Raw genomic sequence first — 26,149 nt, forward strand, 5'->3', positions numbered from 1 at the left:
TTTGGCAAATGTCTTATAAAAATTTCTACTTCATATTTGTATGTTTCTTTGCCTTGTTTTCTTGTGCCACATTCGAAAAACAAACCAAAGGAACTCCAACTATCATAGATGTTCAGACTAAAGAAATTGAACATCGGTTTTATTTAGTAGGAGACGCGGGAAATGCTATGTTAGATAGTACAACGCTTACATTAGCTCGTTTAAAAAATGTTTTAAGTAAAGAGAATAAAAATACTACCCTTCTATTTTTAGGAGATAATATTTATCCAAAAGGATTACCCGCTGAAGACGATAAAGCTAGCGTTTTAGCAAATTATCGTTTAAAAACACAAATTGAAAGTGTAAAGAATTTTAAAGGAGAAACCATATTTATTCCTGGAAATCACGATTGGTACAGCGATGGCGTAAAGGGTTTAAAAAGACAACAGGAATTTGTAGAAGACTATTTGGGTAAAAATAGTTTTTTGCCGAAAGATGGTTGTGCTATCAAACGCATTAATGTTTCTGAAGACCTGGTGTTGATTATTGTCGATTCTCAATGGTATATTACCAACTGGGACAAGCATCCTACTATTAATGACGATTGCGAGCTAAATACAAGAGATTTATTTTTAGAAGAGTTTAGAAGTGAAATTAAAAAAGCAAGAGGCAAAACAACCATAGTCGCCGTGCATCATCCCATGTTTACAAATGGGCCACATGGAGGTCAGTTTTCTGTAAAAGATCATCTAACTCCAGTACCTGTTTTAGGCACTTTAAAAAATGTTATTAGACAGACAAGCGGTATTGTAAATGCCGATCTTTCTAATGAGTTTTATAACGATTTTAAAAAAAACCTGGTAGCCGCGTCCCAACAAAATGATAAAGTTATTTTCGTTTCTGGACATGAACACAGCTTGCAATATCTTGTAGAAAACAATATTCCTCAAATAATTAGCGGTTCTGGATCCAAAACTACAGCTACTAGGACAGTAGATGGAGGACAATTTTCTTATGCTAAAAACGGATATGCTATTTTAGATGTGTTTACAGATGGTTCTTCGAGTGTTCAATTTATTTCGGCAGCCGAAAATAAAATAGAATTCCAAACCCAGATTCTAGAACCAGATGAAAATACCTTAGATCTTGAGTTTCCTATAATAACGCAAGATTCCATTCAATCTTCTATATTAACTGTTGAAGAAACCACTAAAAGCAAGACTTATAAATTTCTTTTTGGAGAGCGTTTTAGAGAAGATTATAGTACTAAAGTAACCGTAAGAGTGGCTTATTTAGATACCCTTAAAGGTGGTTTAACACCCACTAGAAAAGGAGGAGGGACTCAGTCTAAAACCTTGCAATTTACAGCTCCAGATGGCAAACGTTATGTTATGAGAGCCATGAAAAAACAAGCAGTTCAATTTATTCAGGCGGCTATGTTTCAAGATCAATATGTTGAAAATCAGTTTGAAGATACCTTTTCAGAAAGTTTCATTCAAGATATCTTTACAGGCTCTTTTCCTTACAGCCCTTTTGTAACTGGAACCTTATCTGATGCTATTGACCTGGCACATTTAAATACCAAGTTATATTATATCCCGAAACAAGAAGCGTTGGGCGATTTTAATGACGAATTTGGAGACGAATTATATATGTTTGAAGAACATGCCTCAGATGGTCATACCGAACTAGCTTCTGGGAATTTTACTGGAAATATTTTAAGCACCATGGATATGATGCAGGAAATTAGTAAAAACGATACTAAAATTATAGATGAAGACGCCTACATTAAAGCGAGGCTATTCGATATGTTAATTGGCGATTTTGATAGACATCAAGACCAATGGCGCTGGTTGGAGTTTGAAGAAAATGATATGACTGTTTACAAACCATTACCTAGAGATAGAGACCAACCATTTTCTAAAATGTCCGATGGTTTTATTGGAGGTACCATCGTTACGTTAATGCCAACAGCACGTTCTTTTAGAAAATACGCTTCAGATTTAAAAGATGTTAAAGGACATACGCGTAATTCGTACCCCTTGGATATGGCATTTATTACAAAATCTAATAAGGAGGTCTGGGATGCCCAAGTAAAGTTTATACAAGAACATCTAACAGATAGTGTTATTGATCAGGCTTTTAATGAAATTCCAAATGAAGTCAACCCGGTTACCATTGCAGAAATTAAAGACATGCTTAAAGCGAGACGCCAAAATCTACAAAAGATCTCCGATCGCTATGTCAAATTAATTACTAAATACGCAGTTATTACAGCAACTAATAAAGACGACTATATTAAAGTGGAAGGCTTTGAAAATGGCGATGTTTTAGTGAGTATGTCAAGAAAGAGAAATCACACTAAAGAAGAATTTTTTAATAGAACATACCATCCAAAGCAAACCAAAGAAATTTGGATTTATGGACTAGATGATGAGGATACCTTTGAAGTTATAAATAAAAGTAAGCGAATTAAAATTCGTTTAATTGGAGGGCAGAATAATGACGATTACATTGTTAACCAAGGCAAGAACATAGTTATTTACGATTATAAATCGAAGAAAAACGACCTAGAACAGGCTCAAAAAGCTCATATTAGACTGCAAGATAAGTACGATTTAAATGTTTACGATTACAAGAAATTAAGAAATAACACCAATCAACTTACTCCATTAGTGGGTATGAATCCAGACGATGGTGTTAAAATAGGGGTTACAAATACCTATACCGTTTATGGTTTTGAACGCAACCCATTTACCAGTCAGCATAAAGTGCAAGCTGCTTATTTTTTTGCTACCAATGGTTATGTCCTAAATTATAAAGGGGAATTTGCAAATGTTATAGGAAGCACCAATTTATTGATAGAAGCCCAATTTAACAGTCCTAATTTTAGTTTAAACTTTTTTGGCTATGGTAACCAAACTCAAAATAATGAGAATGAGCTTGGTTTAAACTACAACCGTGTAAAAGTTAGGGGCTTGAGTATTGCGCCTTCATTAGTTTGGAAAGCTTACGGTGGAAGTGAAGTGGTTTTGGGTGTTATGTATCAGTCTATTGAAGTAGATGATACGAACGGACGTTATGTTGAAAATAATACCGAATTACCTAATTATATTTATGATGAAAACGATTTTGGAAGTATTAATGCCAAATTTCAGTTCGAAAATTTTGATAATAAAGTCTATCCAACCATAGGCATGTCCACATCAATTGAAGTAGGATTTAAAACCAATTTGAATGAAATGGACACCAATTTTGTCTATCTCATTCCCGAGATTAGTTTTGTTCATAAACTAAATGCTTCAGGGAGTTTGGTTTTAGCTACTAAATTAAAAAGTCATCTTATTTTTAATAACGATTTCGAATTTTACCAAGCGGCAACCATAGGTGGAACAGATGGATTGAGAGGTTTTAGAAACCAACGTTTTACAGGGCAAAAATCCTTTTATCAAAATAGCGATATCCGATTTAGTTTTAATAGTTCAAAAACAACCCTTTTACCTATTCGATATGGCTTGTATGGCGGCTTCGATTATGGTCGTGTCTGGATGGACCAAGAAGATTCTACCAAATGGCACAATTCATATGGAGGTGGATTGTTTATAAATGCATCAGAACTGCTCTTAGCTAATATAGGCGTCTTTAATTCATCCGATGGCATAAGAATAGCCTTCAATCTCGGTTTTGGATTCTAAGCCGTTAAAAATCCTTTAACACTATTTAAACGACGACACTTTTAGGAACAAGGCTTCATTTAAAAATGGCTTCATTTCTAAAGTCATACCAAACCAGAATGGCTAAAAGTGTTGCGCTAACAAGTGTTGCAGGTAACGTTCCTAAATCCAAACCTCCTTCTAGTTTTGTTTTGGTAAGCAAATCTCCAAAAGTAGCACCAAAGGGACGTGTAAAAATAAACGCCATCCAAAATAAAAGAATGTGGTTTATTTTAGAAACATAATGCAACAAAACAACTACTGCAATAACGCCTGCTGTAACCATGGCGCCTTGCAAATAACTTAAACCGGCATTGTCGCTTAAAAAATCGCCAAAAGCAGTTCCTAAACTATTAGAAAATAAAATGGCTGTCCAGTAAAATAACTCTACTTTTCTAGTAAAAATAGGGTAAACAGTTATTTTTCCCATGGTATTTCTCCAAAACCAAAGTGTGTTTATCAACAAGGTCATTAAGATTAAAGAACCAGCTAAATAGCCTAAGTTTAAAGTTCTATCCATATAATCAGAAATTTCTGTACCAACCGTTGTGGTGCCAATAATAACCAACCAGTATAAAATGGGATTGTACTTTTTAGCTTTTAATTGAAAAAGTAAAAACAGGACAAAGAAAAGGGCTGTAATTATTAAGCTTATGGCATATCCTAAATTTAAAGTATGAGCTAATAAATCGCCTAAAGTTTCCCCCAAAGTCGTGGCTAAAATTTTCATAAGCCAAAACAGAACGCTAATCTTAGCAACCTTATTTAAGGTTTCTGAAGTGTTGGGTTTTGTTATCATTTTATCTATTGGATTCGTCTAGAAGTTTGCGTTTTTTCATGATTTTCAAAATCAAATAAATAATGCCAGATATCATGGCGCCATAAAACCAAAACGTAGGTTCAAAATAGATGGTTTTTTCTTCCACAAAATCGCCAACCATATCAAAGATCCAAAAGAGTAGAAAAACAGCAACTAGGCCATTCTTTTCTTTTTTAAGCACTTTCTTTATACTGAATGGATATTTCGGTTTTTCGTAATTTTTAAACGAAGGAATAAAGGCTGGAACTTTTTCGGCCCAATTTAAATAGCTAGAACCAAACTTGGTGCGTAAAAAGTTTTCTTCGGCATACATAATACGTTCATAATAAAAGGCGTAGAAAAATATAAAAGCGATGCTAAACCATGCGTTTTCAGTAAGCATGGCAACACCAAGCCACATAAAGAAATTTCCTAAATACAAGGGATGTCTCACCACCGAATAAATACCAGTCGTGTTTAATTCTTCAGCTAGTTGTCCATCTTTTGTGTTTCTACCAGAGGTGTTTTTAGGTGTTCTTGCAACCGTAATAACACGAATACATAAACCAAGTAAACTAACAGCCAGGCAGATGTATTCAAAAGATTCAGAAAACCAGGTGTCTGGAGTTTCTATTTCATAATATTCGGTATTGATAAAAACCAAAAGGCCGATAACCAAAATAATTAAAGGTAAATAACTTCTGTTTTTAAATAAGAAATCGCCTTGTGTTTTTAACTCTTCTTGTAATGCCATTTTCGTAAATAATTTAATAGTGTCTTTAGTTGATCACTCGATTGTTAGTACGAATAACGGAAGATATTTGACAGGTATTTTTTCTAATAGGTACAGAACAAGTTATCTGTACGAATTAGCTTTTTTTATCAAGTTGTTTTTTATATTCGGTAGGTGTTAAGCCCGTGATTTTCTTAAAGGTGGCGTTGAAAGACGACTTGGAGTTAAAGCCTACATCTGTAGCTATTGCTAAGAGTGTGAACTGGTCATTCTGGTCGTTTTTTAGTCTATTTATAAATTCTTCCACGCGATAGGAGTTTACAAAATCTTGAAAACTGGTATGCATGTGTTCATTTAAAACTTCAGAAATATACTGACGTGGCATCTTTAGTTTTTTAGAAACATCATGAATAGATAATTTACCATTTAAATACAATTTATCCGTTTCCATGAGTTGGATTAAATCCGATTGATATTTTTCAATAGTTTTTGGATTAAGATTGGATTTTTTATACTTACTAGGTTCTGTTTTAGGTAAAATACCTTGGCTTTTATTAATCAGTTTAAAGGCTATAAAATAGAAGAGGAAGGCTACAATTAATAAAATAGACGTATTAAAATTATGGTCGTTAAAAATTGAAAACTCATGAAAGCCAGCCAATTTTAAAATATCGTTAAGAGACGAAAAACCAATCAGGATAGCTATTGGAATGCTGAAATACAAGATCCAATGTTTGTTTTTAGAGGAAATTATGTAGTAAACAATCAGCATTAAATAAGCGAAAAAGGTTAATTCTGAAGCAATTTCAAAAATTTCAATCAGCAAATTATCTGCAGTCATATTTAACTCGATTACTTCAATAATAAAGTAAACAAGGTTTGGGATAAAGAAGAGGAGATCTAGTTTCGCAAAGGTTTCTTTTCCGTTCATGTAATACCTAAAAAACAGAAAAAGAAAAGTTACAAATAAAGAACTATCAAAGAGAAACCAATCTGCTCCTGCTACAAAGATGTTATTTTCATCATCTCCTGCAATATAAAATAGCACAGATAAAAGACTACCAAAGAGTAACCAGAAAGTTGTTTTCTTGTATTCTTTCCTATTAGCAAACAAAACGCTAAGAACAAAAAGCCCTTGAATGATGGCAATTATTTGGAAAGTTTTAAGCATGTAAGTTATTTAGGAGCATAAGGTAGATAAAATAGAAATTCAGCAAGTATTTTCATGGGTTTTAATTCCATTTTAATAGTTAACGCAAAGGATGTCTTTAAATTTTAGTGCACATCCATTATAACTCGAATAATAGCAATATGTAGCAAAATAAATTGAATTTTTAAGCCTCCATTTTGGTCTTGTTCGAGTTATCTTCGGGGATTGTTCGGGTTTGGTTCGTAAAATCGGGGTTTTTACGAAGGATCCTCGAAGGAATGTCGAAGGAAACTCGAAGGAAACCCTAAAAAAAGCAGTTTGTTTTATGGTTTTCCGTAAAATATATTTTATTAAAGGATTTACATTAGCATTATATACTAACTTTTAGAAGGATTTACTTATATATTAAATGAGGGGCTATCCTTAATTTGAAAAAAGAAAAATCGATGAATGAATTAAACCAAAACGAATTAAACATTGTTACTTCAAAAGCAAGAGCGGACAAAGCAATAAATTCTTTAAAAGGAATTTTATTAGGTATCAATTTAGATCAAAAAGTTAATGAAAGGGAATTTGCTGAACTAAAAAAATGGTCGCAAAATCATAAAGAATTAATCAATCGAAATCCATTCAAGGAATTTATGACTATTATTAACGAAACTGTTTCTAATAGGATTCCAGAAAAAGAAACTATAGAAGACTTGTATTGGCTTTGTCAAAAATATGAAAGTAATAATTATTATTATAATGCTGTAACAACCGATTTGCAAACTTTACAAGGAATTTGTCACGGAATTTTAGCAGATGGAATCGTAAATGAGAAAGAAGTTTATGACCTTGGAAAGTGGCTAGAAGAAAATACTCATCTAAATACTTACTATCCTTATGACGAAATTAGGAGTTTAATATTATCAATTATTTCTGACGGAAATATTGATGTTGAGGAAAAGTTAATTCTAAAAGCTTATCTAAATCAATTTGTAAATTTAGAAAACAAAGAAGTTGCTAAACAAATTAAAAAAGATACTCTGGACGTAAATATCTCTGGGCATTGTACGAGTGAACCTAATGTTTATGTTGACGGTAAAACATTCTGTGTAACTGGAGTTTTGAAAAGTGGAAATCGTAGTGAGCTAGAGAAATTAATTACAGATTTAGGAGGAATTCCAACAAGAACATTGACTAAAAAAACGGATTATTTGATTGTTGGAGATAATGGAAATCCTGCTTGGGCTTTTGCTTGTTATGGTAGAAAAGTAGAAAAAGCATTGGATATGAGAAAAAGAGGTCATACAATCAGTTTAATTCACGAATTTGATTTTATGGATGCAATTGAAGATTTAAGATATAAATCTAATCAATACATCGCATATAAAAAAGTTATTTTACTTAATCAAGGTTAAATTCTTTACTTCCAAATTTGTAATTTCACTTCTAAATAACTCTCTAAGTTAATATAACCAAAAATTAAAATTATGAACTTTGATAAATGCCCCAATTGTGATAAATCACTAAATGGGTTTTTTAGTGCAGATTTACTTCTTGAATCAAAAGTAAATTTCATTAATAAACATTTAAAGCAAGATAAGAAAGCCTATTGTTCAAGTTGCTCAAAACCATTGTTGAATAAAATAGCAGACAGCTTTAGAAAACAAAAATCTGAAATTGAAAAACGACTTCAGCAAATAATACATTATATTCCTGTAATGACCAGCCCATCCCCTGTAAATTGGGAATATGAAGTTTTAGGAATGGTTAGTGCTCAAACAACATCGGGTACAGGGTTTGCAACAGAATTATCAAGATCTTTTAATGATTTTTTTGGTTCTGGCTCTAAAACTACTAATAGAAAAATTGGTAGAGCGACAAATTTATGTAAAGCAGATTTACGCGTGCAATGTGTAAAGCAAGGCGGGAATGCAATTATTTCTACGGATATTGATTTTAACGAAATTGGTACAGGAACTACAAATATGTTAATGGTTTGTATGGCTGGAACAGCAATACGTGTTACAGATATGGAAAACTTTAGTGCAAAAAACAGAGATACCATTATAGAAGTTATTGAATTAACAGAAAAGTTAGAAGCAATTGCAACAGTAATAAAATAAGTACTTCTTTGCACATTTATAAAATGAATAAACCTTCTGATGTATCACAAAACAGCTATTTTTCTGGGTTTCACAATAATAAATAGATAGGTGGCTTAGACAAAGCAGTTTGTTATATGGTTTTCCGTAACCTGGATATGATAAAAGAATTTAAATTTGAATCATATCCTTTTTAGTTTTTGGGATATCAGTATATTTATTGATTATATAATATGTTGGCAAACATTAAGATAAAACTCTATGGAAGAAGAAATTAATAAGATTTTAAATAAAGTCAAAACCGAATTTGAATTTTCTCCAGAGAGCAGATATAATTTTGATTCTGATATAGAATTTAATAAATATAAAAAAGCCCTTGTCCATTTAAAAACTAAAGGATTCATTAAAATTGAAAGAAACAGATATGTTATATCTGAATTAGGAATGGATATTATAGATTTAGGAGGTTGGAGCAAATACCAAAATTTTCTAATGCAAGAAAAAATAAATGAAAAAGATATTAAACAAATTGAATTTGAAAAATCTAAAGTTGATTTAGAGTTAGCAAAAAAAATGCTTAAAGAATATCCAAAAACTAAATTGATTGCAAGAATTAGTATCATAATAGGAATATGTTTAGCAATTTTAGAAGTAATACGAGCATTAGGATTATTAAATCCCAATAATTAAGAATTTTGATTTCTTTTAAATTTTTATATGACATAATGATAAATTTTTAGATTAATAATTTGATTAAAAACGATTTGGCAACACCTCACAAAATTAATTACTTGGTTTTAAATTACTTACGAAAATTCTAGCGGATTTTCTAGGTCGGTAATTATTTATTAAATTAGTTGTTTAACCAACGCAACTAATCTTGTACAAACTCGGTTCCATTCATTGCACAAACTCACACAATTTTGATACATATGAATAAACTAAATAAATGGATTCTAACGAATTGTTGGATTTCATTTTTAATGTTTTGTTTTATTTTTTATAAAAACATGGGTGTTTCTGGTGGAGATATGGCTATTTACGCTTTCAATATACTATTTGGAATTCTTCAAATAATAATAGTATCCATCCTAATTTGGAAAAAAGAAAATACATTTTTTAGAGTGATAATTTTTATTATACTATTTCAAATAATTGAAATTACTATCATGACAATTTGGGGTTATAGAATAAGTACATTTCTTAAATCTTATTAGTAATCTGAATTTAACCTGTTTTTGAATTGCAAACCTAAACAGAATTGCAAACTTTTAACAATAGAAACGGACGATTAACTATAATTCTAACGTAAACAAATATTCAAAAAATAATGGGTGGAGGAGGAAGTATTCAAGGAATGATTACTAGTCTGAATAATAACAAAAAGTTACTTAGGTCTAAAAGGTTTTTCAAAAAAGAAAGAACTTTTATGAGCTTAAAGAAAGAATATTTTAAAGCTGCACAAGGGGAATTAAATTTTAAAGAAGCTTCAAAAGAAGATTTATTAAGAATAAGAGTTAAAATTGTAAAAAAAAGGAAAAAAGAAAATCTAGCTATCGTTATATCTGCCTTAATCGTTATTAGTATCTTTTCGTATTTTGCTTTTATCTTAGTAGAGAAGCACAATTTATCATCAAAAAATCTACAGTTACGGGAATTTAGAAAAAAGGAAATAAAATTTTTAGCTCTTATCGATGATGGAGACGAATGGTTCAAAAAAGGAAAATGGCAGCATTCTATTTATTTCTATGAGGAAGCAAAAGTTATTTTTCCTAAAAACTACGATATTAATTATCGACTCATTAGGACATACAGTTTTCAATGTGAAAATCAATATAAAAACTGTCACACAGCCAAAGAACTTTTAGACCAACTTTTTTTAATATTCCCTAATAAAGAAAAAGAATTATCAGAAATTAAAAAGCAATTAATATATGAATATTAGCAAACTCTAAATCCATGTGTTATTTTTTCGAGAGTACTAATTAAACTAGTGTCTAAATTTACATCGCTTGCTTCTGTATTTACATTTTAAGGTATGTTCATTAAACAACTTCTGTTGTATTCTTTATACCAATAACAGCTTAGTTCTTTAACTCAAGAGTATTTTGCATGGAAGTTAGATGATTAATATTAAACTAAAACAGTCTTTAATTAACAAAACATAAACATACTAACTGGTATTTTTTTTATTATTTTTGTACCATGCAACAGGAATTAAAATCTGAAATCACCAAACAACTCATTATAAATAAAGCTTTTAGTTTATTTTATGAACATGGTTTTAAAACAACCAGTATCGATAAAATAATGAAAGAAACAACATTAAGTAAAGGTGCCTTTTATCATCATTACAAGAGTAAAAAGGAGTTAGGGTTAGAAGTTATTAGTTTAAAAGTAGAAAAAAGAGTGGTTAATGGTATGATTTTGCCATTAAAGGAATCTGGTAATGCTTATCAAATACTTCAGGAGGTTTTTGTAAATCGTTTAAAAGATTTTTCTATTTACGACAAGCAACATGGATGCCCAATGAACAATTTAATTAATGAAATTGGCAATAATGAAGTCGCTTATCAAAAAGCACTTAAAAATATTATTGAACAATGGAAAACTGCTTTAGTACAACTTATTGAAAGGGGGAAAGTTGAGAATTCCATTAAAAAGGATATTTCAAGTAAAGCAACTGCAATGTATTTGATAAGTTCTTTTGAAGGTATTCGAGGTATTAGAAAATTGTATGATACCGATGTAGTTATAGAAGAGTATATCTCAGGCCTTTCTTTTTACTTACAACAGATGAAAGTTTAATTTTTTTTAACTATAAACATACCTATTAGTATGTTTTATTAAATATATATGTATTATGATAAATGAAAGAAGAGATTTTATTAAAAAATCAACATTAATGGGATTGGGTCTTGCGGCAACACCTCAATTTGGAATGGCATCCAGCACTTCAGAAAATTCAAAAGAAGATTTAAGTACTAGACCAAAAGTATTATTTTTTGATGTAAATGAAACCCTATTGGATTTAACTGCAATGAAAGAGAGTGTAGGGAAGGCTCTAGGGAATAGAAACGATTTATTACCATTATGGTTCACTACAATGTTACAATATTCTTTAGTAACAACTGTTGGAGGACAATATAATGATTTTGGTATTATTGGTGCGGCCGCGTTACAAATGGTAGCCGCTAACAATAATATTACCCTAACAGAAAGTCAAGCAAGAGAAGCTATACTTACTCCAATTAGGTCTTTGCCAGCACATCCAGATGTAAAGCCATCGTTAGCGAGATTAAAAAATGCTGGGTATAAGTTGGTCTCATTTACAAATTCATCAAATAAAGGTGTTGAAACTCAATTTAAAAATGCAGGTCTAATCGATTATTTTGATGAGAGATTAAGTATTGAAGATATGGGTAAATTTAAGCCAGATACGGATAGTTATAATTGGGCGGCTAGAAAAATGGGTATAGCTCCAAAAGAAAGTTTATTAGTAGCGGCACATGGCTGGGATATTGCAGGTGCTATTTGGGCAGGCTGGAGAACGGCTTTTATTAGCAGACCAGGAGCTCAATTATATCCTCTTGCTCCAAAACCTGAATTCAATGAAATGAATTTAAAATTAGTTACAGATAAATTAATCGCATTAAAATAAGATGAAAAAAATTATCCATTTATTAATAAACCTAGTGTCCATTTTAATCCTCTTGTTTTTTGCCATACCAAAAATATTAGGCCAGGCTAAAAGTGTCGCTGGTTTTAATCAATTTGAAAGTCTTCTGGGTATTGACGCTACTTTTTTTAGACTTTTCACAGGCTTTTCAGAATTAGCAATCATTATTTTAATACTAATTTATACATTTATTAGAAAAAAAATAGCTGGTAAATTGGCATATCTGTTTTTATTCGTAACTATGATAACAGCCTTAGGAATCGAATTTTTTATTAGGCCAGAACCTGTAATGCTTTTGGTTATAATAGCCATAGTATTATCACTATTTTCCATTTATCAATTAAAATACATACTAAATCATGAATAGCCTAGACAACAAAGTAATCTTAGTTACTGGTTCATCAAAAGGAATTGGTAAAGAAGTTGCGATTCTTTTAGCAAAAAATGGAGCGAAAATTATAGTCAATCACTCTAACAGTACTCAAGAGGCGGAGACCACCGTAAATGAAATTAAACAAAATGGGGGAGAAGCCATTGCTATAAAAGCAGATGTAAGTGATAAGAATCAAGTAACTCAACTATTTGACAAAGCCATCATGAAATTCGGAAAAATAGATGTTTTGGTTAATAATGCAGGAACTATGATCTCCAAAAAATTGAAGGATAATACCCAAGAAGATTTTACAAAACAGTTTGAAGTAAATGTAAGAGGTGTTTTTAATACCCTACAGGAAGCAGATAGTAAATTGGCTGATAATGGAATTATTATTAACTTCTCATCGAGTACTACAAAACTAATGCTCCCAACTTATGCTATCTATTCAGCAACTAAAGCCGCTGTAGAACAAATAACAAGAGTGTTTTCTAAAGAGATAGGTAGAGGGATTTCAGTTAATGCTATTGCTCCAGGAGCAACGGAAACTGAGTTGTTTTTAAACGGAAAATCTCAAGAACAAATTGATAAGCTAAGTTCTATGAATGCTTTTAATCGACTAGCAAAACCTATCGATATAGCCAAAGTTGTGTTGTTTTTAGCTAGTGATGATTCTAAATGGATATCGGGACAAGTAATAGGGGCTAATGGAGCTTTAGTTTAAGATTAATTTAAAAGTTGAAAATCCATTATTAACTATCGATTTCTAGCTTAATTATGAATATGGAAGCATCAAGACTCGCTAAATTCTACTAACTTTGTATTTACCAAATAGGCTCTTAGCGAATAACTCTGAAATTGTATAAATCAGTAAAGCTAAATAATACCAAATAGTTAGAATAAGGCATGAATGATAATATATATATAGATAAATTTCAAAAAAAAACAGACTCCGAATTAGAGGCTATTATAGAGCATAAAGAAAAATATAATGATGAAGCTTTATTAGCAACTATAGAAGTTTTAAAATCTAGAAATCGTGAATCAGCTATTTTTGAAACTATTGAAACTGAGATTCAACTTTCAAAAGAAAATGAGATTCTTGCTCAAAAGTTAACAATAGAAGAAGACAAAAAGAATAACAACATTTCTGATAATTCAACTGCACCCGAATTGTATTCAAAACGTGTTATAATGGTTTTTTCGGTGTTATTTTCAACTATTTTTGGAGCTGTTTTACTCATGGCTAATTTAAAGCAAACGGGCAACACAAAAGGCCAGATGCAAGTTTTAATTTTTGGCGTGTTGTATACTATTGGATCTGTTGTAATAATCGATTTATTAAAGATACAATCCAATTTAGGAATCATTTTTAATTTTGTAGGCGTAGGAATTTTAACTGAATACTTTTGGAATAAATATATTGGTAAAGAGGTTGAACACAAAAACAGAAGCTGGATAAAACCAGCCATTATTTCTGTATTAATTACTATTCCACTAATGCTAATAATTATCTACGGACAGTAATAATTAGTCATTTGAATGTTGTAAAACCTTATACTTGGAAGAATTAAATGTTCTAAGAAAAAAAGGTTTTAAACGCTTCTTTTTAAAAATGGAATATACAATTGTAGAAAAAACTGACGTTCTCAAAACCTCTCCAACAATTCCAACACCTCTTTCTTATAGCTTCTACTTATGGTTAGGGCTTGGCCATGAATAACAATATGCTCGTTGGTAAATGATGTAATATGAGCCAATGCAATGACATAAGATCTGTGAATTCTAAGAAACTGTTTGCTTGGTAATTTGGCTTCGATAGCGCTTATAGTTTCTCTGGTAACAAGAGTTTCTGTAGCCAGGTGGATTTTTATGTAATCGCTATAACTTTCAATATAGATAATATGTTCAAAATCCACTTTAATCATCCGTCTGTCTGAACGCACAAACATAAACTGATTATTTTCTGTTTTCTGTAAAGTCTTGGTATTTGTATCGCTATAAACTTCAAAATACGTGTTTACAGCTTTTAGTAAGCGTTCAAACGAAATAGGTTTTAATAAATAATCTACAGCTTGCAGTTCGAATCCTTCCACAGCATAATCGCGATAAGCAGTTGTGAAGATAATTTTAATGTTTTTGTTAATGGACTTGGCAAAAGAAATTCCTGAAATCTCAGGCATGTTAATATCTAAGAAAACCAAATCAATGTCATTGTTACTTAAAATATTAAAGGCTTCCATGGCATTAGAGCAACTTGCAATCACGTTTATGTGACTTATTTTCGACAGATGGGTGGCAATAATCTCTCTAGCAATAGCTTCGTCGTCGACAATTAAGCAGGATATGTTTTTTGGATCACTCACTTAGTTTGCGTTTAATTTTAATTCGACTTTAAATAGGTTTTTAGTGTCGTCAATATGTAGCTGGTAGTTGTTTTTATATAGTAAATCTAAACGTTTTTGAATGTTCTCCAAACCAATACCATGGCTGGTGTCTTCAGTTTTTGAATGTGTGTTTTCTATTGAAAATATTAAATTGTCATCTTTGGAAACTAAGTCAATTTTAATGGTTAAAACCCCATTCTTTAAATGTCCATGCTTAAAGCTATTCTCTACAAAAGGAAGTAGGAGCATAGGCGCAATTTGGGTGCTTTCTAATATGTTTTCAATATGAAAAGAAACATCTAAAGTGTTGTTGAATCTCATTTTCTCCAGTTCGATATAATCTTTAATATGATTAATTTCTTCAGATAAAAGCACAAAAGGTTTATCGACCTGATACAACAAATAATCTAATAAATTAGAGAGTTTTAAGATCATCTCAGGAGTTTCATCTGCTTTCTTTAAAGCGAAGCCATACATGGTATTTAAGGTGTTAAACAAGAAATGCGGATGAATTTGCATTTTAAGGTAATTCAATTCTTGTTCCTTAAGTTTTAGTTGTGTTTCTAAGATTTTAGTTTCTAGTTTCTTGGTGTTTTCGGCTTGTTTTAAATTCAGTTTTAATAATTTATAACCACTTACAATAATAACCACTAAATAAACACTAGTTGTTACCAGCAGAATATTTCTGGTAATGGGGTTCATGTCTGTATAATTGAAATTTGCCAAGTAAATAAGACTAAAAAATATGGAAACCATTATCAGGTAACCAGAAATGATAAAGGTATAAAAACTGTACAATCCAAAAAGCCAATAGCGTTTGGTTACTAAATAATCTGGGATTAATTTATAGATGGATACATACGTTGTAGTAATGGTAATGGGCATTAAAAATAACGAAAACATCAAGGTCTTATTGAAATCATTGCTCCCTGTACCAAAAAAATAAGTAAAAAACAATAGGACTCCACACCAAAAAAGGAAGTGCAGCAAGCCACGTATTAAGGTTTTAAATATGATTTTTTGGGTAAGCATGTCAACAAATTATGCTACAATAATAACATAATTTTTCAGGAACTCATTTTTTTATAGACGGATAACCAATTAAGCAAGCAATTTAACAAACCTGTTGAAAAGGATTCTAATTTGGTAGAGTATCGCTTTGTTCACATTCAATTCTATTTGAAGTATATGTTTGTAATCTATTAATCATAACCCTTATAAACATGAAAAAGTTACTTATTATAATTTTGGTTGTTTGGAATTTTTCAAACCTAACAGCACAAAACTTTAATCAATTAGATGAATTTCTAGAAACTCTATACAAGAATCATAAAATGATGGGAAATTTAACCATCTCAAAAGATGGAAATACCATCTATAATAAGTCTGTGGGTTATCAAGTTATAAACGGAAAAGAGAGTATTCCAATTACTGATGCTTCTAAATTTAGAATTGGTTCTATAACTAAAACCTTTACAGCTGTCATGATATTTCAGCTTATAGATGAAGGAAAGTTAAAACTAGAACAACCATTATCCAAATATTTTCCACAAATTCCAGGCTCGGAAAGCATCACAATAGCTAGTATGTTAAATCATTCCAGTGGCTTGTTTAATATTGCTCAAGATGAGAATTTTAACGAGGAAATTGAAACAACAAGAGAGCAAATGTTATCTAAGATTTCAAGTCATCAACTAAATTTTGAAGTTGGTGAAAAACATGAATACAGCAATACCAACTATGTGCTTTTAGGTTATATTTTAGAAGATGTTGAAAAAGCACCTTACAGCCAGATTTTAGAAACTAGAATTGTCAAAACATTAAATTTAAAAAATACATTTTTTGGGAGCGCAATAAATACAACTAATAATGAATGTTTATCATATTATTATGATGATAATGATGGCTCTTTACATGAAGCAAATCAAGCTATCTTAACAATTCCTGGGGGAGCAGGAGGAATTGTTTCAAATCCTTCAGATCTAGTTATTTTTCTCAATGGGTTGTTTCAAGGTAAATTAATGTCTGAAAAGAGTTTTAATGTGATGACCACTATAAACGATGAATTTGGAAGTGGTATTTTAAGTGCTAAAAAAAATGGGATGACCATCTATGCCCATAACGGCACGATAGACTTTTTTAGATCCATGTATATTTACATTCTAGATTTAGATATTGCTATTGCTTTAAACACGAATGCATTAGATTACGGTTTGATGCCCATTATGTTTAACGCTATTGCAGCTATAAAGGGAGAAGATTTAAATATGCCTTCTTTTAAATCGGCAGTTTTAAGTGAATCTGAATTAAACCAATATATAGGTGTTTATGAATCTGATGAGTTGCCATTCAATTTGGTTTTTGAATCCGATGGTAAGGTTCTTAAAGGTGCGCCAGAAGGCAGTGATATGAAAGTTTTAAAAGCAATTAATCCCGATGAGTTTGCCTTAGAATCCTTAGGTGTTACTTTAATATTTAATTTAGAAGCTAAAACATTATTATTTAATCAAGCAGGCGAAGCTCCTAAAACCTTAACCAAGATCAAATAATTATAAGACGGAGGTTAATTCCTTTACTAATCTGGTTGTTCGTCGCATTTAAGTTTTTTTACCGAGGAACTCCATTAAATTTGAACTATAATTAAATATTAAAACCCATCAATTATGAAACTATTTATCTTATTACCAGCAACATTACTTGCCGTAAACCCTTTTGTTGACAGATTTAATGAGGGAGGCCCACTTTTTATGTCTTTAATATTAATTTGTTTGTTGTTGTCTTTGTTCTTCATAGTAAAAGGATTTCTAAGCATAAATAATGACAGCAAGAAATCAAAAAAAATGTTACAGTTAACGGTAGATACTAGTTTATTAGGATTGGTATTGGGGTTTTTAGGCTCTGTCATCGGATTAATTACAGCCTTCGATTCTATAGAAGCTATGGGCAATCCAGATCCAGCAATTTTTGCTGGAGGTCTTAAAGTATCTTTATTAACAGCAACATTTGGATTATTCACTTTTATTGTTGCCAGAATTGGAATTGTTATTTTAAGAGGGATGCAAAAAGAGTAAGTCTTTAAGACAGACCATAGATGCTATTTTTGCTACATAAAGCGAGTCACTTGATTGTTAAATCCCTGTCTATTTATAAGGAAATTAGCTCAAAGTGACTCGCTTTTTTTAGGTTAAAAAATTTAATACTTGCCTAAGTAAGAAAATTTGAAGATATTAGTTGCTTGATAATTATAATAGCTTATTAATTATTAAAGTAACCAAGTCGATTTTCAATACTAAATTTATGTATGGTATATAAATTATTGTTAGGAAGGTTTTGATATGAAGCAAGGTTAAACTAATCCCTTTTCAGAAATGAAGAGGGATTTTTTGGTTTTTCAGGAATAGGTTTGAATTTAAAATCAAAATAGCCGAACTTAGCTTTATGCTTTTAATGGTAGCATTTTAAATTTAATCTAAAACAAATCAGATGCCAATAGAAAACATTCCTGAAATCTTTATCACCAACAAGAAGGAACATCCTGATTTGTTTGTTTACGATTTTAAAATGACGAGCGATGTTGTAAAAAGCAAGGTGAATTTAGGAATGAATATGTTTAGCTTTTTACAAGTTGGAAAAAAACAAGTACATTTTGCAGGAACATCGGTAGCAGTTAATAAAGACCAATCTCTATTGCTTAAAAAAGGAAATTGGCTATGGACCGAGTTATTGGATGCAGAAGCTATTTATTATTGTAAACTCTTCTTTTTTTCTGAAAAGAAACTCACAGATTTTTTAAGTAAGTACACTAATAATGTCAAGCCATATATTGAAGAAGTCCCTTATTTTGTTATAGAAAATGACGAATATATTGCTGCTTTTATAGCCTCTTTATCGTCTAATACTTTTAAAAATCACAGCTATAGCGACGCTTTAATAGTTTTAAAATTTGAAGAAATCATGCTGTATCTACTTAATAAATATGGTAATAAATTCGAATATTATTTACATTCTTTAATTTCTAAAGAAGTTTCACCATTTAAGAATACAGTAGAAAGTAATGTGCACTCTAACTTAAAATTGGAAGAAATTGCTTTTTTATGTAATATGAGTTTATCTACATTTAAACGTCATTTTACAAACGAATATAATGAACCACCAGGAAAATGGTTACAAGACAAGCGTCTACAAAAAGCAAAAGAGCTGTTACAAGGAGGGGATTTAAAAGCGTCTGATATCTATTTAGATATTGGGTATAATAATCTGTCTAACTTTAGTGTTGCTTTTAAAAACAAGTTTGGAATTAGTCCAACAGACATATCGAATTAAAAAGGCTATCATTATATCATTGATTTTTAGTTAGTTAAATATTATTAGTAATATTAATTCATCCTAAAAAACCACATTGACCTTTTTTCATAAGTTATTGAACCGTATCAATAAATAGAAAGCTAAGAAGCTGACGTAAATTTGCATTGTAATTAAACAACACTTGTTTTGGCAAGTTCAATTAAGAATCAAATTTAAAATTTATAATTATGGCAAATGTAACAAAACCTGTATTCAAAGAAAGATACGGGAACTTTATTGGCGGTAAATTCGTAGCACCTGTAAAAGGTCAGTACTTCGATAACGTATCTCCAGTAGACGGAAAAGTATTTACTCAAGCAGCTCGTTCAACACAAGAAGATATTGATCTTGCTTTAGACGCGGCTCACGAAGCATTCCCATCTTGGAGTACTTCATCAGCAACTGAGAGAAGTAATGCTTTATTAAAAATCGCTCAAGTAATGGAAGACAACTTCGAATACTTAGCAACATTAGAAACTATTGATAACGGTAAACCAATCCGTGAATCAAGAGCAGCAGATATCCCTTATTGTATTGATCACTTCCGTTATTTTGCAGGGGTTATCCGTGCAGACGAAGGAAGTATCTCTGAGCATGACAAAAACACAGTAAGTATTGTATTAAACGAACCTATTGGTGTTGTTGGTGAAATCATCCCTTGGAATTTCCCAATGTTAATGCTAGCTTGGAAAATAGCTCCAGCTTTAGCGGCAGGTTGTACTGCAGTTGTAAAACCAGCAGAACAAACTCCAACAAGTGTTATTGCTTTAATGGAACTTATTGGTGATATTTTACCTCCAGGTGTTTTAAACATTGTAACAGGTTTTGGTGCAGAAGCGGGTGCCGCTTTAGCAACATCTAAACGTATTGCTAAACTTTCATTTACTGGTTCAACTGAAACAGGTCGTAAAGTATTGCATAACGCAGCGGAAAACATCATTCCAGTAACTATGGAATTAGGTGGGAAATCTCCAAACATTTTCTTCCCATCAGTAGCAGATCACGATGATGATTTCTATAGCAAAGCTATTGAAGGCGCATTAATGTTCGCATTGAATCAAGGTGAAATTTGTACTGCTCCTTCTCGTATTTTAGTACACGAAGATATTGCTGACGATTTCATCGAAAAAATGAAAGTACGTTTAAAAGCAATCAAAACAGGGAATCCATTAGATCCTGAAACAATGATTGGTTCTCAAGTTTCTAAACCTCAATACGATAAAATTCTTAGCTATATTAAAATTGGTAAAGAAGAAGGTGCAGAAGTTGTAGCTGGTGGAGATGCTGGTAACTATGAAGGGGAGCTTTCTGAAGGATACTATATCCAACCAACCGTATTAAAAGGTAAGAACAACATGCGTGTCTTCCAAGAAGAAATTTTTGGCCCAGTTGTAGCTTTAACAACTTTCAGTTCTACTGAAGAAGCAATCGCAATCGCAAACGATACTCCTTATGGTTTAGGTGCAGGGGTTTGGTCTCGTGATGCGCACGAATTATTTCAAGTTCCTCGTGCTATTCAAGCTGGTAGAGTTTGGGTAAACCAATACCATACTTATCCTGCTCACGCACCATTTGGAGGCGTTAAAGAATCAGGATTTGGTCGTGAAAACCATAAAATGGCTTTAGATCATTACCGTGTTGTAAAAAACATGTTGATCTCTTACGACAAGAAACCTATGGGATTCTTTTAATTGATTAATAGCAATTATTTATTAAATAGAACCTCGGACTTTCCGGGGTTTTATTGTTTCAAACCAAAATTTACATAAATACTTAATCACTAATTATTATGAAAAAACCATTTTACGCCTTTAGATACATTAGTTGGATTGCTATTATATTTTCACTTTTAGGCTCATTATTGCTGTTTATCGTGGGAGCCTTAAAAACACTAAATGCTTTTCGAGTTTTCTTTTTAGGATACATTCCGGAAGGAAAAGAACATTTACACACTGCTGATATAGGAATTATGTATCTTATAAAATCTTTAGACACTTTTTTAATCGCTTTGGTGTTATTTATTTTTGCTCATGGTATCTATACCTTGTTTATTTCCAATACGTCAAGTACCAAAAATAGTGGTGTTTTAAATTGGATTCAAACGCCTAACATTGGCCATTTAAAAAATGTTTTGGCAGAAGTTATTGTCATCATACTTATTTGTAAAATTTCTTGAAGTGGTTTTTGTAAATATTGACAATCTAAATTGGAATCTACTAATCCTACCAATTTCCATTGTATTAATGGCTGTTGGCTTAAAAGTATTGAAGCTTAATAAGGAAGAAAATAATAACAAATAAAAGGCAGTAAACCATGAGCAGAGGATTTGTAAAAGAAGACGATCAAGAAGAAATTCCTATAGTACCACCAAGAGCGGACTTACCAGAAGGTGTGATAAATTATGTGACCCAAGTTGGTATGGATGAACTTTTGATGGAAAAACAGATGCTTAATGATGAAAGAGAGCATCTGAACATTTCAAATGAAAAAGAAAGACGCATTGCAGTCAATTATATAAACGCCAAATTGCAATTGTTGAATAACCGAATTGCCACTGCCAAAATAGTAGATTTAAAAATGCAACCACAAAATGAAATCCGGTTTGGTGCTTTGGTAACCCTAAAAATAGGTTCTGATACGAAGCTTCAAAAATATCAAATTGTAGGTGTAGACGAAGCTGATATTTCTAAAGGGAAAATCTCATTCATTTCTCCAATTGCCAGAATACTGACAAACAAAGAAGTGGGAGGTAAGGCTATATTAAAGCTGGCAACAGAAGATCGGGTTTTTGAAATTATAGAGATTTTATATTAAGATTTCTTTTATTTCTTCCGAAGATGAAATTCTTAAGTTATTCTAAGCTTAGACTCTTATCGCTAATTAATATTAGCTCATTTTGATTTTGTAAAGTGAAAATTTAATAAAATTTTCACTAATAAAATTTCATATGCTTTATGATTAATCGTAATATTGCAATAGAGCAATTCAAAGAAAGCAAGAATTATGAATAAAGAGCAAGAATTAAAAGACATTGTAAAAGAGCGTTATGCTAAAATCGCAGAACAAGGAAAAGCTGAAAACGCGTCTTCTTGTTGTGGAGCCACAACGCCATCGAACAAAGTGTACAACATTATGATGGACGATTATTCTGAAACCTCTGGCTATATCGAAGATGCCGATTTAGGTTTAGGTTGTGGCCTTCCAACGCAATTTGCACAAATTAAAAAGGGAGATGTCGTTATTGATTTAGGTTCTGGTGCTGGTAATGATTGTTTTGTAGCTAGACATGAAACAGGAAGTGAAGGAAAAGTTATTGGTATTGATTTTACACCAATTATGATCCAGAAAGCACGAACAAACGCAGAAAAACTAGGGTATAACAATGTGGAATTTAGAGAAGGAGATATCGATGCCATGCCAGTTAGCGATAATGTTGCAGACGTTATAGTAAGTAACTGTGTGTTGAATTTAGTGCCTAACAAAGGAAAAGTAATTTCAGAAATTCACCGCGTATTGAAACCTGGAGGTCATTTTAGTATTTCAGATATTGTTTTGGTTGGTGAATTGCCGGATGCTCTAAGAGAAGATGCTGAAATGTATGCAGGATGTGTGGCAGGAGCCATTCAAAAGGAATCCTATTTAAAACTGATAAAAGATAACGGATTTCAAAATATAAAAATTCAGAAAGAAAAAACAATTAGTATTCCAGACGATATTCTTATTAAATATCTTTCTCAGGAAGAAATAAATGCCTTCAATACTGGAGCAACTGGTATTTTTAGTATTACCGTTTACGCCGAAAAACAAGGCACAAGTCAAGAAAAAACAACACTTGAATTTTCAGAGCTTCAAGCTACAAATTCTTGTAAGCCAGAAAGTGGCTGTTGTTAATCAAATTCCTGTGAAAGCCGGACTCTTTTAAGTTCAGCTCAGCAAATTTTAATTATATAAAAATCCCTTTTCAGTAATGAGAGGGGATTTTTTGTTGCTAACTTTGATTTTAATGAGGTCTACCAAATGAATCAATAAAAAAGCAACTATATTTGATATATTGAATTAATAGGTACAACACAAATCACATTTTATTAGGTTAAATTTCATGAGTAAAATTGATATTCGAACAGTAAATGTCGTCCAATATGTTTGTCCTTTGCGCGAAGGAGGTTCGCTTCCAGCAATTGTTAAAGCAGATGATGGCTTCTTATATGTGCTGAAATTTAGAGGTGCAGGACAGGGTAAAAAAGCCTTAATCGCCGAGTTTATTGGTGGTGAAATAGCAAGAGCAATAGGTTTAAAAGTTCCAGAATTGGTTTTTATGAATTTAGACGATTCGTTTAGCAAAACAGAACCAGATGAAGAAATTCAGGACTTACTTAAATTTAGTGTTGGATTAAATCTTGGTTTGCATTTTTTATCCAGTGCCATTACTTATGACCCTTTGGTTTCGAACGTCGATGCTATGACTGCTTCAAAAGTGGTTATTCTAGATAGTTTAATCAGCAATATAGACAGAACAGCAAAAAACACCAATTTATTAAATTGGAATAACGAATTGTGGGTTATTGATAACGGTGCTAGTTTTTATTTCCATCACAATTGGAAGACCTGGGAAAACCATTTAACCAGAACATTTCCACTTATTAAAGACCATGTGCTTTTACAAAAAGCGACATCGTTAGAGAAAGCTTCGGAAGACATTAAACAAACTCTTACTGCCAATAAAATAACTGAAATCGTGTCTAATATTCCAGAAGATTGGCTGATAAGTGAAGCCGATTCTATGAGTCCTACCGACATGAGAAACGCTTATATTGAATTTATTAATGCCAAACTTTCTATGATAGATTTGTTAGTTAAAGAAGCTGAAGATGCAAGATAAACAGACATTCGAATATGCTATTATTAGAGTAGTACCAAAGGTAGAGAGGGAAGAATTCTTTAATGTTGGGGTTGTTCTTTTTTCAAAACGAAAAAAATTTCTTGGCATTAAATACCAAATTGATCAAAAAAAGTTAGAAGCTTTTTCTGATGAAATAGATATTGATTTTTTAAATAATTATTTAAAAGCTTGGAGATTAATTTGTGAGGGAGAACCAGAAGGCGGTCCAATAGGTAAACTAGAATTATCCGATAGATTTCGATGGTTAACAGCCTGCAGAAGTACCATTATTCAAAGTTCTAAAACGCATTCGGGACTGTGTTTGGACCCTAATATAGAACTAGAAGATATTTATACAAAATACGTTCTGTAAAAGCGTTTAAGGTGTAAAAATTACTTCTTATTTCGCTTATTATAATTCTTATCGCCACTAAATTCCTGCGCCTGCCTGTCGGTAGATAGGAAGGCAGGAATCTCATTCATCAAAGTGAGTATTTATAATAATTGAGGTAAGGTTTGGTTACTTCTTATTGCGTTTGTTATAATTTTTATCGCCTCGAGTTTTAGGCTTCTTATATTTTGCTGCAATTTTAAATTTATAAGAACCCCCTTTATTTTCTTGTTGATTTTTTTCAGATTTTTCATGAAAAGCAGCTCCAACCTCGTCACTCTTTTTAAGTCTTAGCGGATTGTTACGTTCTTTAATAACTTCGCGTTCTTCTTCAATAAGTTCTGTTGAAATAACAACGTCTTCAGGAATTTCAAGAAACGGAATTTCCATTTGCATCAAGGCTTCTATTTTATCAAGAGATTCTTGCTCTTTTACAGTAGAAAAAATAATAGCTTGCCCTTCACGTTCTGCACGCCCTGTTCTACCAATTCTATGCATGTAATTCTCTGGAAAATCTGGCGTATCAAAATTAAATACATGAGATACATTATCGATATCCAATCCACGAGCCATAACATCTGTGGCTACAAGAATTCTGTTAAAGCCTTCTCTAAACTGCTCTATACTTCGCAATCTGTAGTTTTGTGTTTTGTTGGAGTGAATAACACATAATTCATCATGAAAAATTTCATCTAAAGCTTCGAATAATCTATCGGCCATTTTTTTATGAGCCACAAATATCAATACTTTATTATATTTCTCTGTGTCACGTAATAAGTGGTTTAACAGATTCAACTTCGTATAAAAGTTTGGAACTGTATATTTTGTTTGCGAAATGTTTTCCAATGGGGTACCAGAAACGGCAATAGATACACGTTCTGGTGCAATAAAGAAGTCGTAAATTAAGTCATCAACATCTTGAGTCATTGTAGCCGAAAACATGATATTTTGTCTTTTTTCTGGTAGAATATCAAAAATATTTAAAAGCTGATGTCTAAATCCAAGATCTAACATAACATCAACTTCATCGATTACCACTTTTTGAATGGATTTAAATTGTAACACACGACTAACAGCTAAATCATACACACGACCAGGAGTTGCAACAATAATATCCAAGCCTTGAGCAACTGCTTGTTTTTGAGTATTTATATTCACACCACCATAAACCCCAAGCACACGTAAATTGATGTATTTAGAAAGTTTTTCAATTTCATCAACTACTTGAACCACTAATTCTCTAGTTGGAACTAAAACTAAAACTCTTGGGTTTTCTTGAGTAGAGAACTTTAGATTTTTCAGAATTGGTAACATATAAGCAAATGTTTTACCCGTTCCTGTTTGTGCAATTCCAACCACATCCTTCCCAGAAGCTACCACATTAAAGGCTTCTTGCTGGATTGGCGTAGGTTGTGTAAAACCTAAATCGCTTAAGGCGTTGTATAAAGGGGTATTTAAATTTAAATCTTGAAAAGTGCTCATAGTTGTTAATTCTGGTGCAAAGATAGATTTTTAAAAGGATTTCACATTCCTGAGAAGGCAGGAATCTTATAATTAGTGATTTGAACGATAATTGAAGAGATTTTGCCAATCTTTCGGGATTGTCTCCCAAATTATTTTGCAAAAACTCCC

25 protein-coding genes are annotated in these 26,149 nt (G+C 31.7%); 19 read left to right on the top strand and 6 right to left on the bottom strand.

From position 1 onward, the window contains the following. Nucleotides 1–8: 8 nt before the first annotated feature. Nucleotides 9–3,674 (top strand): metallophosphoesterase, encoded by a 3,666-nt coding sequence (locus tag IEV77_RS07750; protein ID WP_188463515.1) that lies wholly within the window; start codon nt 9–11, stop codon nt 3,672–3,674. Between the two features lie 55 nt (nt 3,675–3,729). Here IEV77_RS07750 and IEV77_RS07755 read toward each other — a convergent pair whose 3' ends face one another. The 3 genes from IEV77_RS07755 to IEV77_RS07765 form a co-directional block, all read right to left on the bottom strand. Next, nucleotides 3,730–4,491, bottom strand: a complete 762-nt coding sequence (locus IEV77_RS07755) for a COG4705 family protein (RefSeq protein ID WP_188463517.1) — start codon at nt 4,489–4,491, stop codon at nt 3,730–3,732. Nucleotide 4,492: 1 nt separating this feature from the next. Then, entirely contained in the window at nt 4,493–5,245 is a 753-nt protein-coding gene (locus IEV77_RS07760; RefSeq protein WP_188463519.1) for a methyltransferase family protein, read from the bottom strand. A gap of 115 nt (nt 5,246–5,360) precedes the next feature. Next, nucleotides 5,361–6,395, bottom strand: a complete 1,035-nt coding sequence (locus tag IEV77_RS07765) for a helix-turn-helix domain-containing protein (RefSeq protein ID WP_188463521.1) — start codon at nt 6,393–6,395, stop codon at nt 5,361–5,363. Nucleotides 6,396–6,802: 407 nt separating this feature from the next. Here IEV77_RS07765 and IEV77_RS07770 point away from each other — a divergent pair, with 407 nt between their 5' ends. The 9 genes from IEV77_RS07770 to IEV77_RS07810 all read left to right on the top strand — a co-directional run bounded on the left by IEV77_RS07770 (nt 6,803) and on the right by IEV77_RS07810 (nt 14,043). Next, nucleotides 6,803–7,777: a BRCT domain-containing protein gene (locus tag IEV77_RS07770; protein ID WP_229736613.1), complete on the top strand. Its 975-nt coding sequence runs from the start codon at nt 6,803–6,805 to the stop codon at nt 7,775–7,777. Nucleotides 7,778–7,849: 72 nt separating this feature from the next. Next, nucleotides 7,850–8,485: a heavy metal-binding domain-containing protein gene (locus IEV77_RS07775; protein ID WP_188463523.1), complete on the top strand. Its 636-nt coding sequence runs from the start codon at nt 7,850–7,852 to the stop codon at nt 8,483–8,485. 240 nt (nt 8,486–8,725) lie between these two features. After that, on the top strand, nt 8,726–9,154 hold the full coding sequence (locus tag IEV77_RS07780) for a hypothetical protein (RefSeq protein WP_188463525.1): 429 nt from the start codon (nt 8,726–8,728) through the stop codon (nt 9,152–9,154). Nucleotides 9,155–9,794: 640 nt separating this feature from the next. Beyond that, nucleotides 9,795–10,409, top strand: a complete 615-nt coding sequence (locus tag IEV77_RS07785; protein ID WP_188463527.1) for a hypothetical protein — start codon at nt 9,795–9,797, stop codon at nt 10,407–10,409. Between the two features lie 260 nt (nt 10,410–10,669). Further along, nucleotides 10,670–11,272 (top strand): TetR/AcrR family transcriptional regulator, encoded by a 603-nt coding sequence (locus IEV77_RS07790; protein WP_188463528.1) that lies wholly within the window; start codon nt 10,670–10,672, stop codon nt 11,270–11,272. Between the two features lie 55 nt (nt 11,273–11,327). After that, nucleotides 11,328–12,125, top strand: a complete 798-nt coding sequence (locus IEV77_RS07795) for a haloacid dehalogenase type II (protein ID WP_188463530.1) — start codon at nt 11,328–11,330, stop codon at nt 12,123–12,125. 1 nt (nt 12,126) lies between these two features. Beyond that, complete coding sequence (locus IEV77_RS07800; protein ID WP_188463532.1) at nt 12,127–12,510, top strand: hypothetical protein; 384 nt, start codon at nt 12,127–12,129, stop codon at nt 12,508–12,510. Continuing rightward, complete coding sequence (locus IEV77_RS07805; RefSeq protein WP_188463534.1) at nt 12,503–13,240, top strand: SDR family oxidoreductase; 738 nt, start codon at nt 12,503–12,505, stop codon at nt 13,238–13,240. Before IEV77_RS07800 ends, IEV77_RS07805 begins: the two co-directional genes overlap by 8 nt. Before the next feature lie 182 nt (nt 13,241–13,422). Then, entirely contained in the window at nt 13,423–14,043 is a 621-nt protein-coding gene (locus IEV77_RS07810) for a hypothetical protein (protein WP_188463536.1), read from the top strand. A gap of 122 nt (nt 14,044–14,165) precedes the next feature. On the opposite strand, the gene IEV77_RS07815 is transcribed toward IEV77_RS07810, so the two are convergent. Further along, nucleotides 14,166–14,882 carry a LytR/AlgR family response regulator transcription factor gene (locus IEV77_RS07815; protein WP_188463538.1) on the bottom strand — a complete coding sequence of 239 codons (717 nt, stop codon included), beginning with the start codon at nt 14,880–14,882 and terminating at the stop codon, nt 14,166–14,168. Beyond that, complete coding sequence (locus tag IEV77_RS07820; RefSeq protein WP_229736614.1) at nt 14,883–15,806, bottom strand: sensor histidine kinase; 924 nt, start codon at nt 15,804–15,806, stop codon at nt 14,883–14,885. A gap of 320 nt (nt 15,807–16,126) precedes the next feature. Here IEV77_RS07820 and IEV77_RS07825 point away from each other — a divergent pair, with 320 nt between their 5' ends. The 9 genes from IEV77_RS07825 (at nt 16,127) to IEV77_RS07865 (ending at nt 24,499) form a co-directional block, all read left to right on the top strand. Further along, the gene (locus IEV77_RS07825; protein ID WP_188463541.1) at nt 16,127–17,452 is read left to right on the top strand and encodes a serine hydrolase domain-containing protein; all 1,326 of its coding nucleotides are present in this window, start codon (nt 16,127–16,129) and stop codon (nt 17,450–17,452) included. A 114-nt stretch (nt 17,453–17,566) separates the two neighbouring features. Next, complete coding sequence (locus IEV77_RS07830; protein WP_188463543.1) at nt 17,567–17,974, top strand: MotA/TolQ/ExbB proton channel family protein; 408 nt, start codon at nt 17,567–17,569, stop codon at nt 17,972–17,974. Nucleotides 17,975–18,386: 412 nt separating this feature from the next. Then, entirely contained in the window at nt 18,387–19,226 is an 840-nt protein-coding gene (locus tag IEV77_RS07835; protein ID WP_188463545.1) for a helix-turn-helix domain-containing protein, read from the top strand. 209 nt (nt 19,227–19,435) lie between these two features. Next, entirely contained in the window at nt 19,436–20,938 is a 1,503-nt protein-coding gene (locus IEV77_RS07840; RefSeq protein ID WP_188463547.1) for an aldehyde dehydrogenase family protein, read from the top strand. Between the two features lie 98 nt (nt 20,939–21,036). Next, entirely contained in the window at nt 21,037–21,423 is a 387-nt protein-coding gene (locus IEV77_RS07845; protein WP_229736615.1) for a YqhA family protein, read from the top strand. 137 nt (nt 21,424–21,560) lie between these two features. Then, nucleotides 21,561–22,061: a GreA/GreB family elongation factor gene (locus IEV77_RS07850; RefSeq protein WP_188463549.1), complete on the top strand. Its 501-nt coding sequence runs from the start codon at nt 21,561–21,563 to the stop codon at nt 22,059–22,061. A 189-nt stretch (nt 22,062–22,250) separates the two neighbouring features. Continuing rightward, a complete protein-coding gene (locus IEV77_RS07855) occupies nt 22,251–23,138 on the top strand; it encodes an arsenite methyltransferase (protein ID WP_188463551.1) in 888 nt (295 codons plus the stop codon). 208 nt (nt 23,139–23,346) lie between these two features. Beyond that, the gene (locus IEV77_RS07860) at nt 23,347–24,126 is read left to right on the top strand and encodes a HipA family kinase (protein ID WP_188463553.1); all 780 of its coding nucleotides are present in this window, start codon (nt 23,347–23,349) and stop codon (nt 24,124–24,126) included. After that, on the top strand, nt 24,116–24,499 hold the full coding sequence (locus IEV77_RS07865) for a DUF3037 domain-containing protein (RefSeq protein ID WP_188463555.1): 384 nt from the start codon (nt 24,116–24,118) through the stop codon (nt 24,497–24,499). The genes IEV77_RS07860 and IEV77_RS07865 overlap by 11 nt, the downstream gene beginning before the upstream one ends. Before the next feature lie 147 nt (nt 24,500–24,646). Here IEV77_RS07865 and IEV77_RS07870 read toward each other — a convergent pair whose 3' ends face one another. Continuing rightward, nucleotides 24,647–25,999, bottom strand: a complete 1,353-nt coding sequence (locus IEV77_RS07870) for a DEAD/DEAH box helicase (RefSeq protein WP_188463557.1) — start codon at nt 25,997–25,999, stop codon at nt 24,647–24,649. Nucleotides 26,000–26,149: the final 150 nt, after the last annotated feature.

It is taken from the genome of Xanthomarina arctica (assembly GCF_014638915.1).
GTDB lineage: Bacteria > Bacteroidota > Bacteroidia > Flavobacteriales > Flavobacteriaceae > Xanthomarina > Xanthomarina arctica.

Bases quoted from the DNA above. Each gene is read 5' to 3' on its own strand.
- IEV77_RS07750 (WP_188463515.1), top strand. From the start codon at position 9: ATGTCTTATAAAAATTTCTACTTCATATTTGTATGTTTCTTTGCCTTG.
- IEV77_RS07755 (WP_188463517.1), bottom strand. From the start codon at position 4,491: ATGATAACAAAACCCAACACTTCAGAAACCTTAAATAAGGTTGCTAAG.
- IEV77_RS07760 (WP_188463519.1), bottom strand. From the start codon at position 5,245: ATGGCATTACAAGAAGAGTTAAAAACACAAGGCGATTTCTTATTTAAA.
- IEV77_RS07765 (WP_188463521.1), bottom strand. From the start codon at position 6,395: ATGCTTAAAACTTTCCAAATAATTGCCATCATTCAAGGGCTTTTTGTT.
- IEV77_RS07775 (WP_188463523.1), top strand. From the start codon at position 7,850: ATGAACTTTGATAAATGCCCCAATTGTGATAAATCACTAAATGGGTTT.
- IEV77_RS07780 (WP_188463525.1), top strand. From the start codon at position 8,726: ATGGAAGAAGAAATTAATAAGATTTTAAATAAAGTCAAAACCGAATTT.
- IEV77_RS07785 (WP_188463527.1), top strand. From the start codon at position 9,795: ATGGGTGGAGGAGGAAGTATTCAAGGAATGATTACTAGTCTGAATAAT.
- IEV77_RS07790 (WP_188463528.1), top strand. From the start codon at position 10,670: ATGCAACAGGAATTAAAATCTGAAATCACCAAACAACTCATTATAAAT.
- IEV77_RS07795 (WP_188463530.1), top strand. From the start codon at position 11,328: ATGATAAATGAAAGAAGAGATTTTATTAAAAAATCAACATTAATGGGA.
- IEV77_RS07800 (WP_188463532.1), top strand. From the start codon at position 12,127: ATGAAAAAAATTATCCATTTATTAATAAACCTAGTGTCCATTTTAATC.
- IEV77_RS07805 (WP_188463534.1), top strand. From the start codon at position 12,503: ATGAATAGCCTAGACAACAAAGTAATCTTAGTTACTGGTTCATCAAAA.
- IEV77_RS07810 (WP_188463536.1), top strand. From the start codon at position 13,423: ATGAATGATAATATATATATAGATAAATTTCAAAAAAAAACAGACTCC.
- IEV77_RS07820 (WP_229736614.1), bottom strand. From the start codon at position 15,806: ATGTTTTCGTTATTTTTAATGCCCATTACCATTACTACAACGTATGTA.
- IEV77_RS07825 (WP_188463541.1), top strand. From the start codon at position 16,127: ATGAAAAAGTTACTTATTATAATTTTGGTTGTTTGGAATTTTTCAAAC.
- IEV77_RS07830 (WP_188463543.1), top strand. From the start codon at position 17,567: ATGAAACTATTTATCTTATTACCAGCAACATTACTTGCCGTAAACCCT.
- IEV77_RS07835 (WP_188463545.1), top strand. From the start codon at position 18,387: ATGCCAATAGAAAACATTCCTGAAATCTTTATCACCAACAAGAAGGAA.
- IEV77_RS07840 (WP_188463547.1), top strand. From the start codon at position 19,436: ATGGCAAATGTAACAAAACCTGTATTCAAAGAAAGATACGGGAACTTT.
- IEV77_RS07845 (WP_229736615.1), top strand. From the start codon at position 21,037: ATGAAAAAACCATTTTACGCCTTTAGATACATTAGTTGGATTGCTATT.
- IEV77_RS07850 (WP_188463549.1), top strand. From the start codon at position 21,561: ATGAGCAGAGGATTTGTAAAAGAAGACGATCAAGAAGAAATTCCTATA.
- IEV77_RS07855 (WP_188463551.1), top strand. From the start codon at position 22,251: ATGAATAAAGAGCAAGAATTAAAAGACATTGTAAAAGAGCGTTATGCT.
- IEV77_RS07860 (WP_188463553.1), top strand. From the start codon at position 23,347: ATGAGTAAAATTGATATTCGAACAGTAAATGTCGTCCAATATGTTTGT.
- IEV77_RS07865 (WP_188463555.1), top strand. From the start codon at position 24,116: ATGCAAGATAAACAGACATTCGAATATGCTATTATTAGAGTAGTACCA.
- IEV77_RS07870 (WP_188463557.1), bottom strand. From the start codon at position 25,999: ATGAGCACTTTTCAAGATTTAAATTTAAATACCCCTTTATACAACGCC.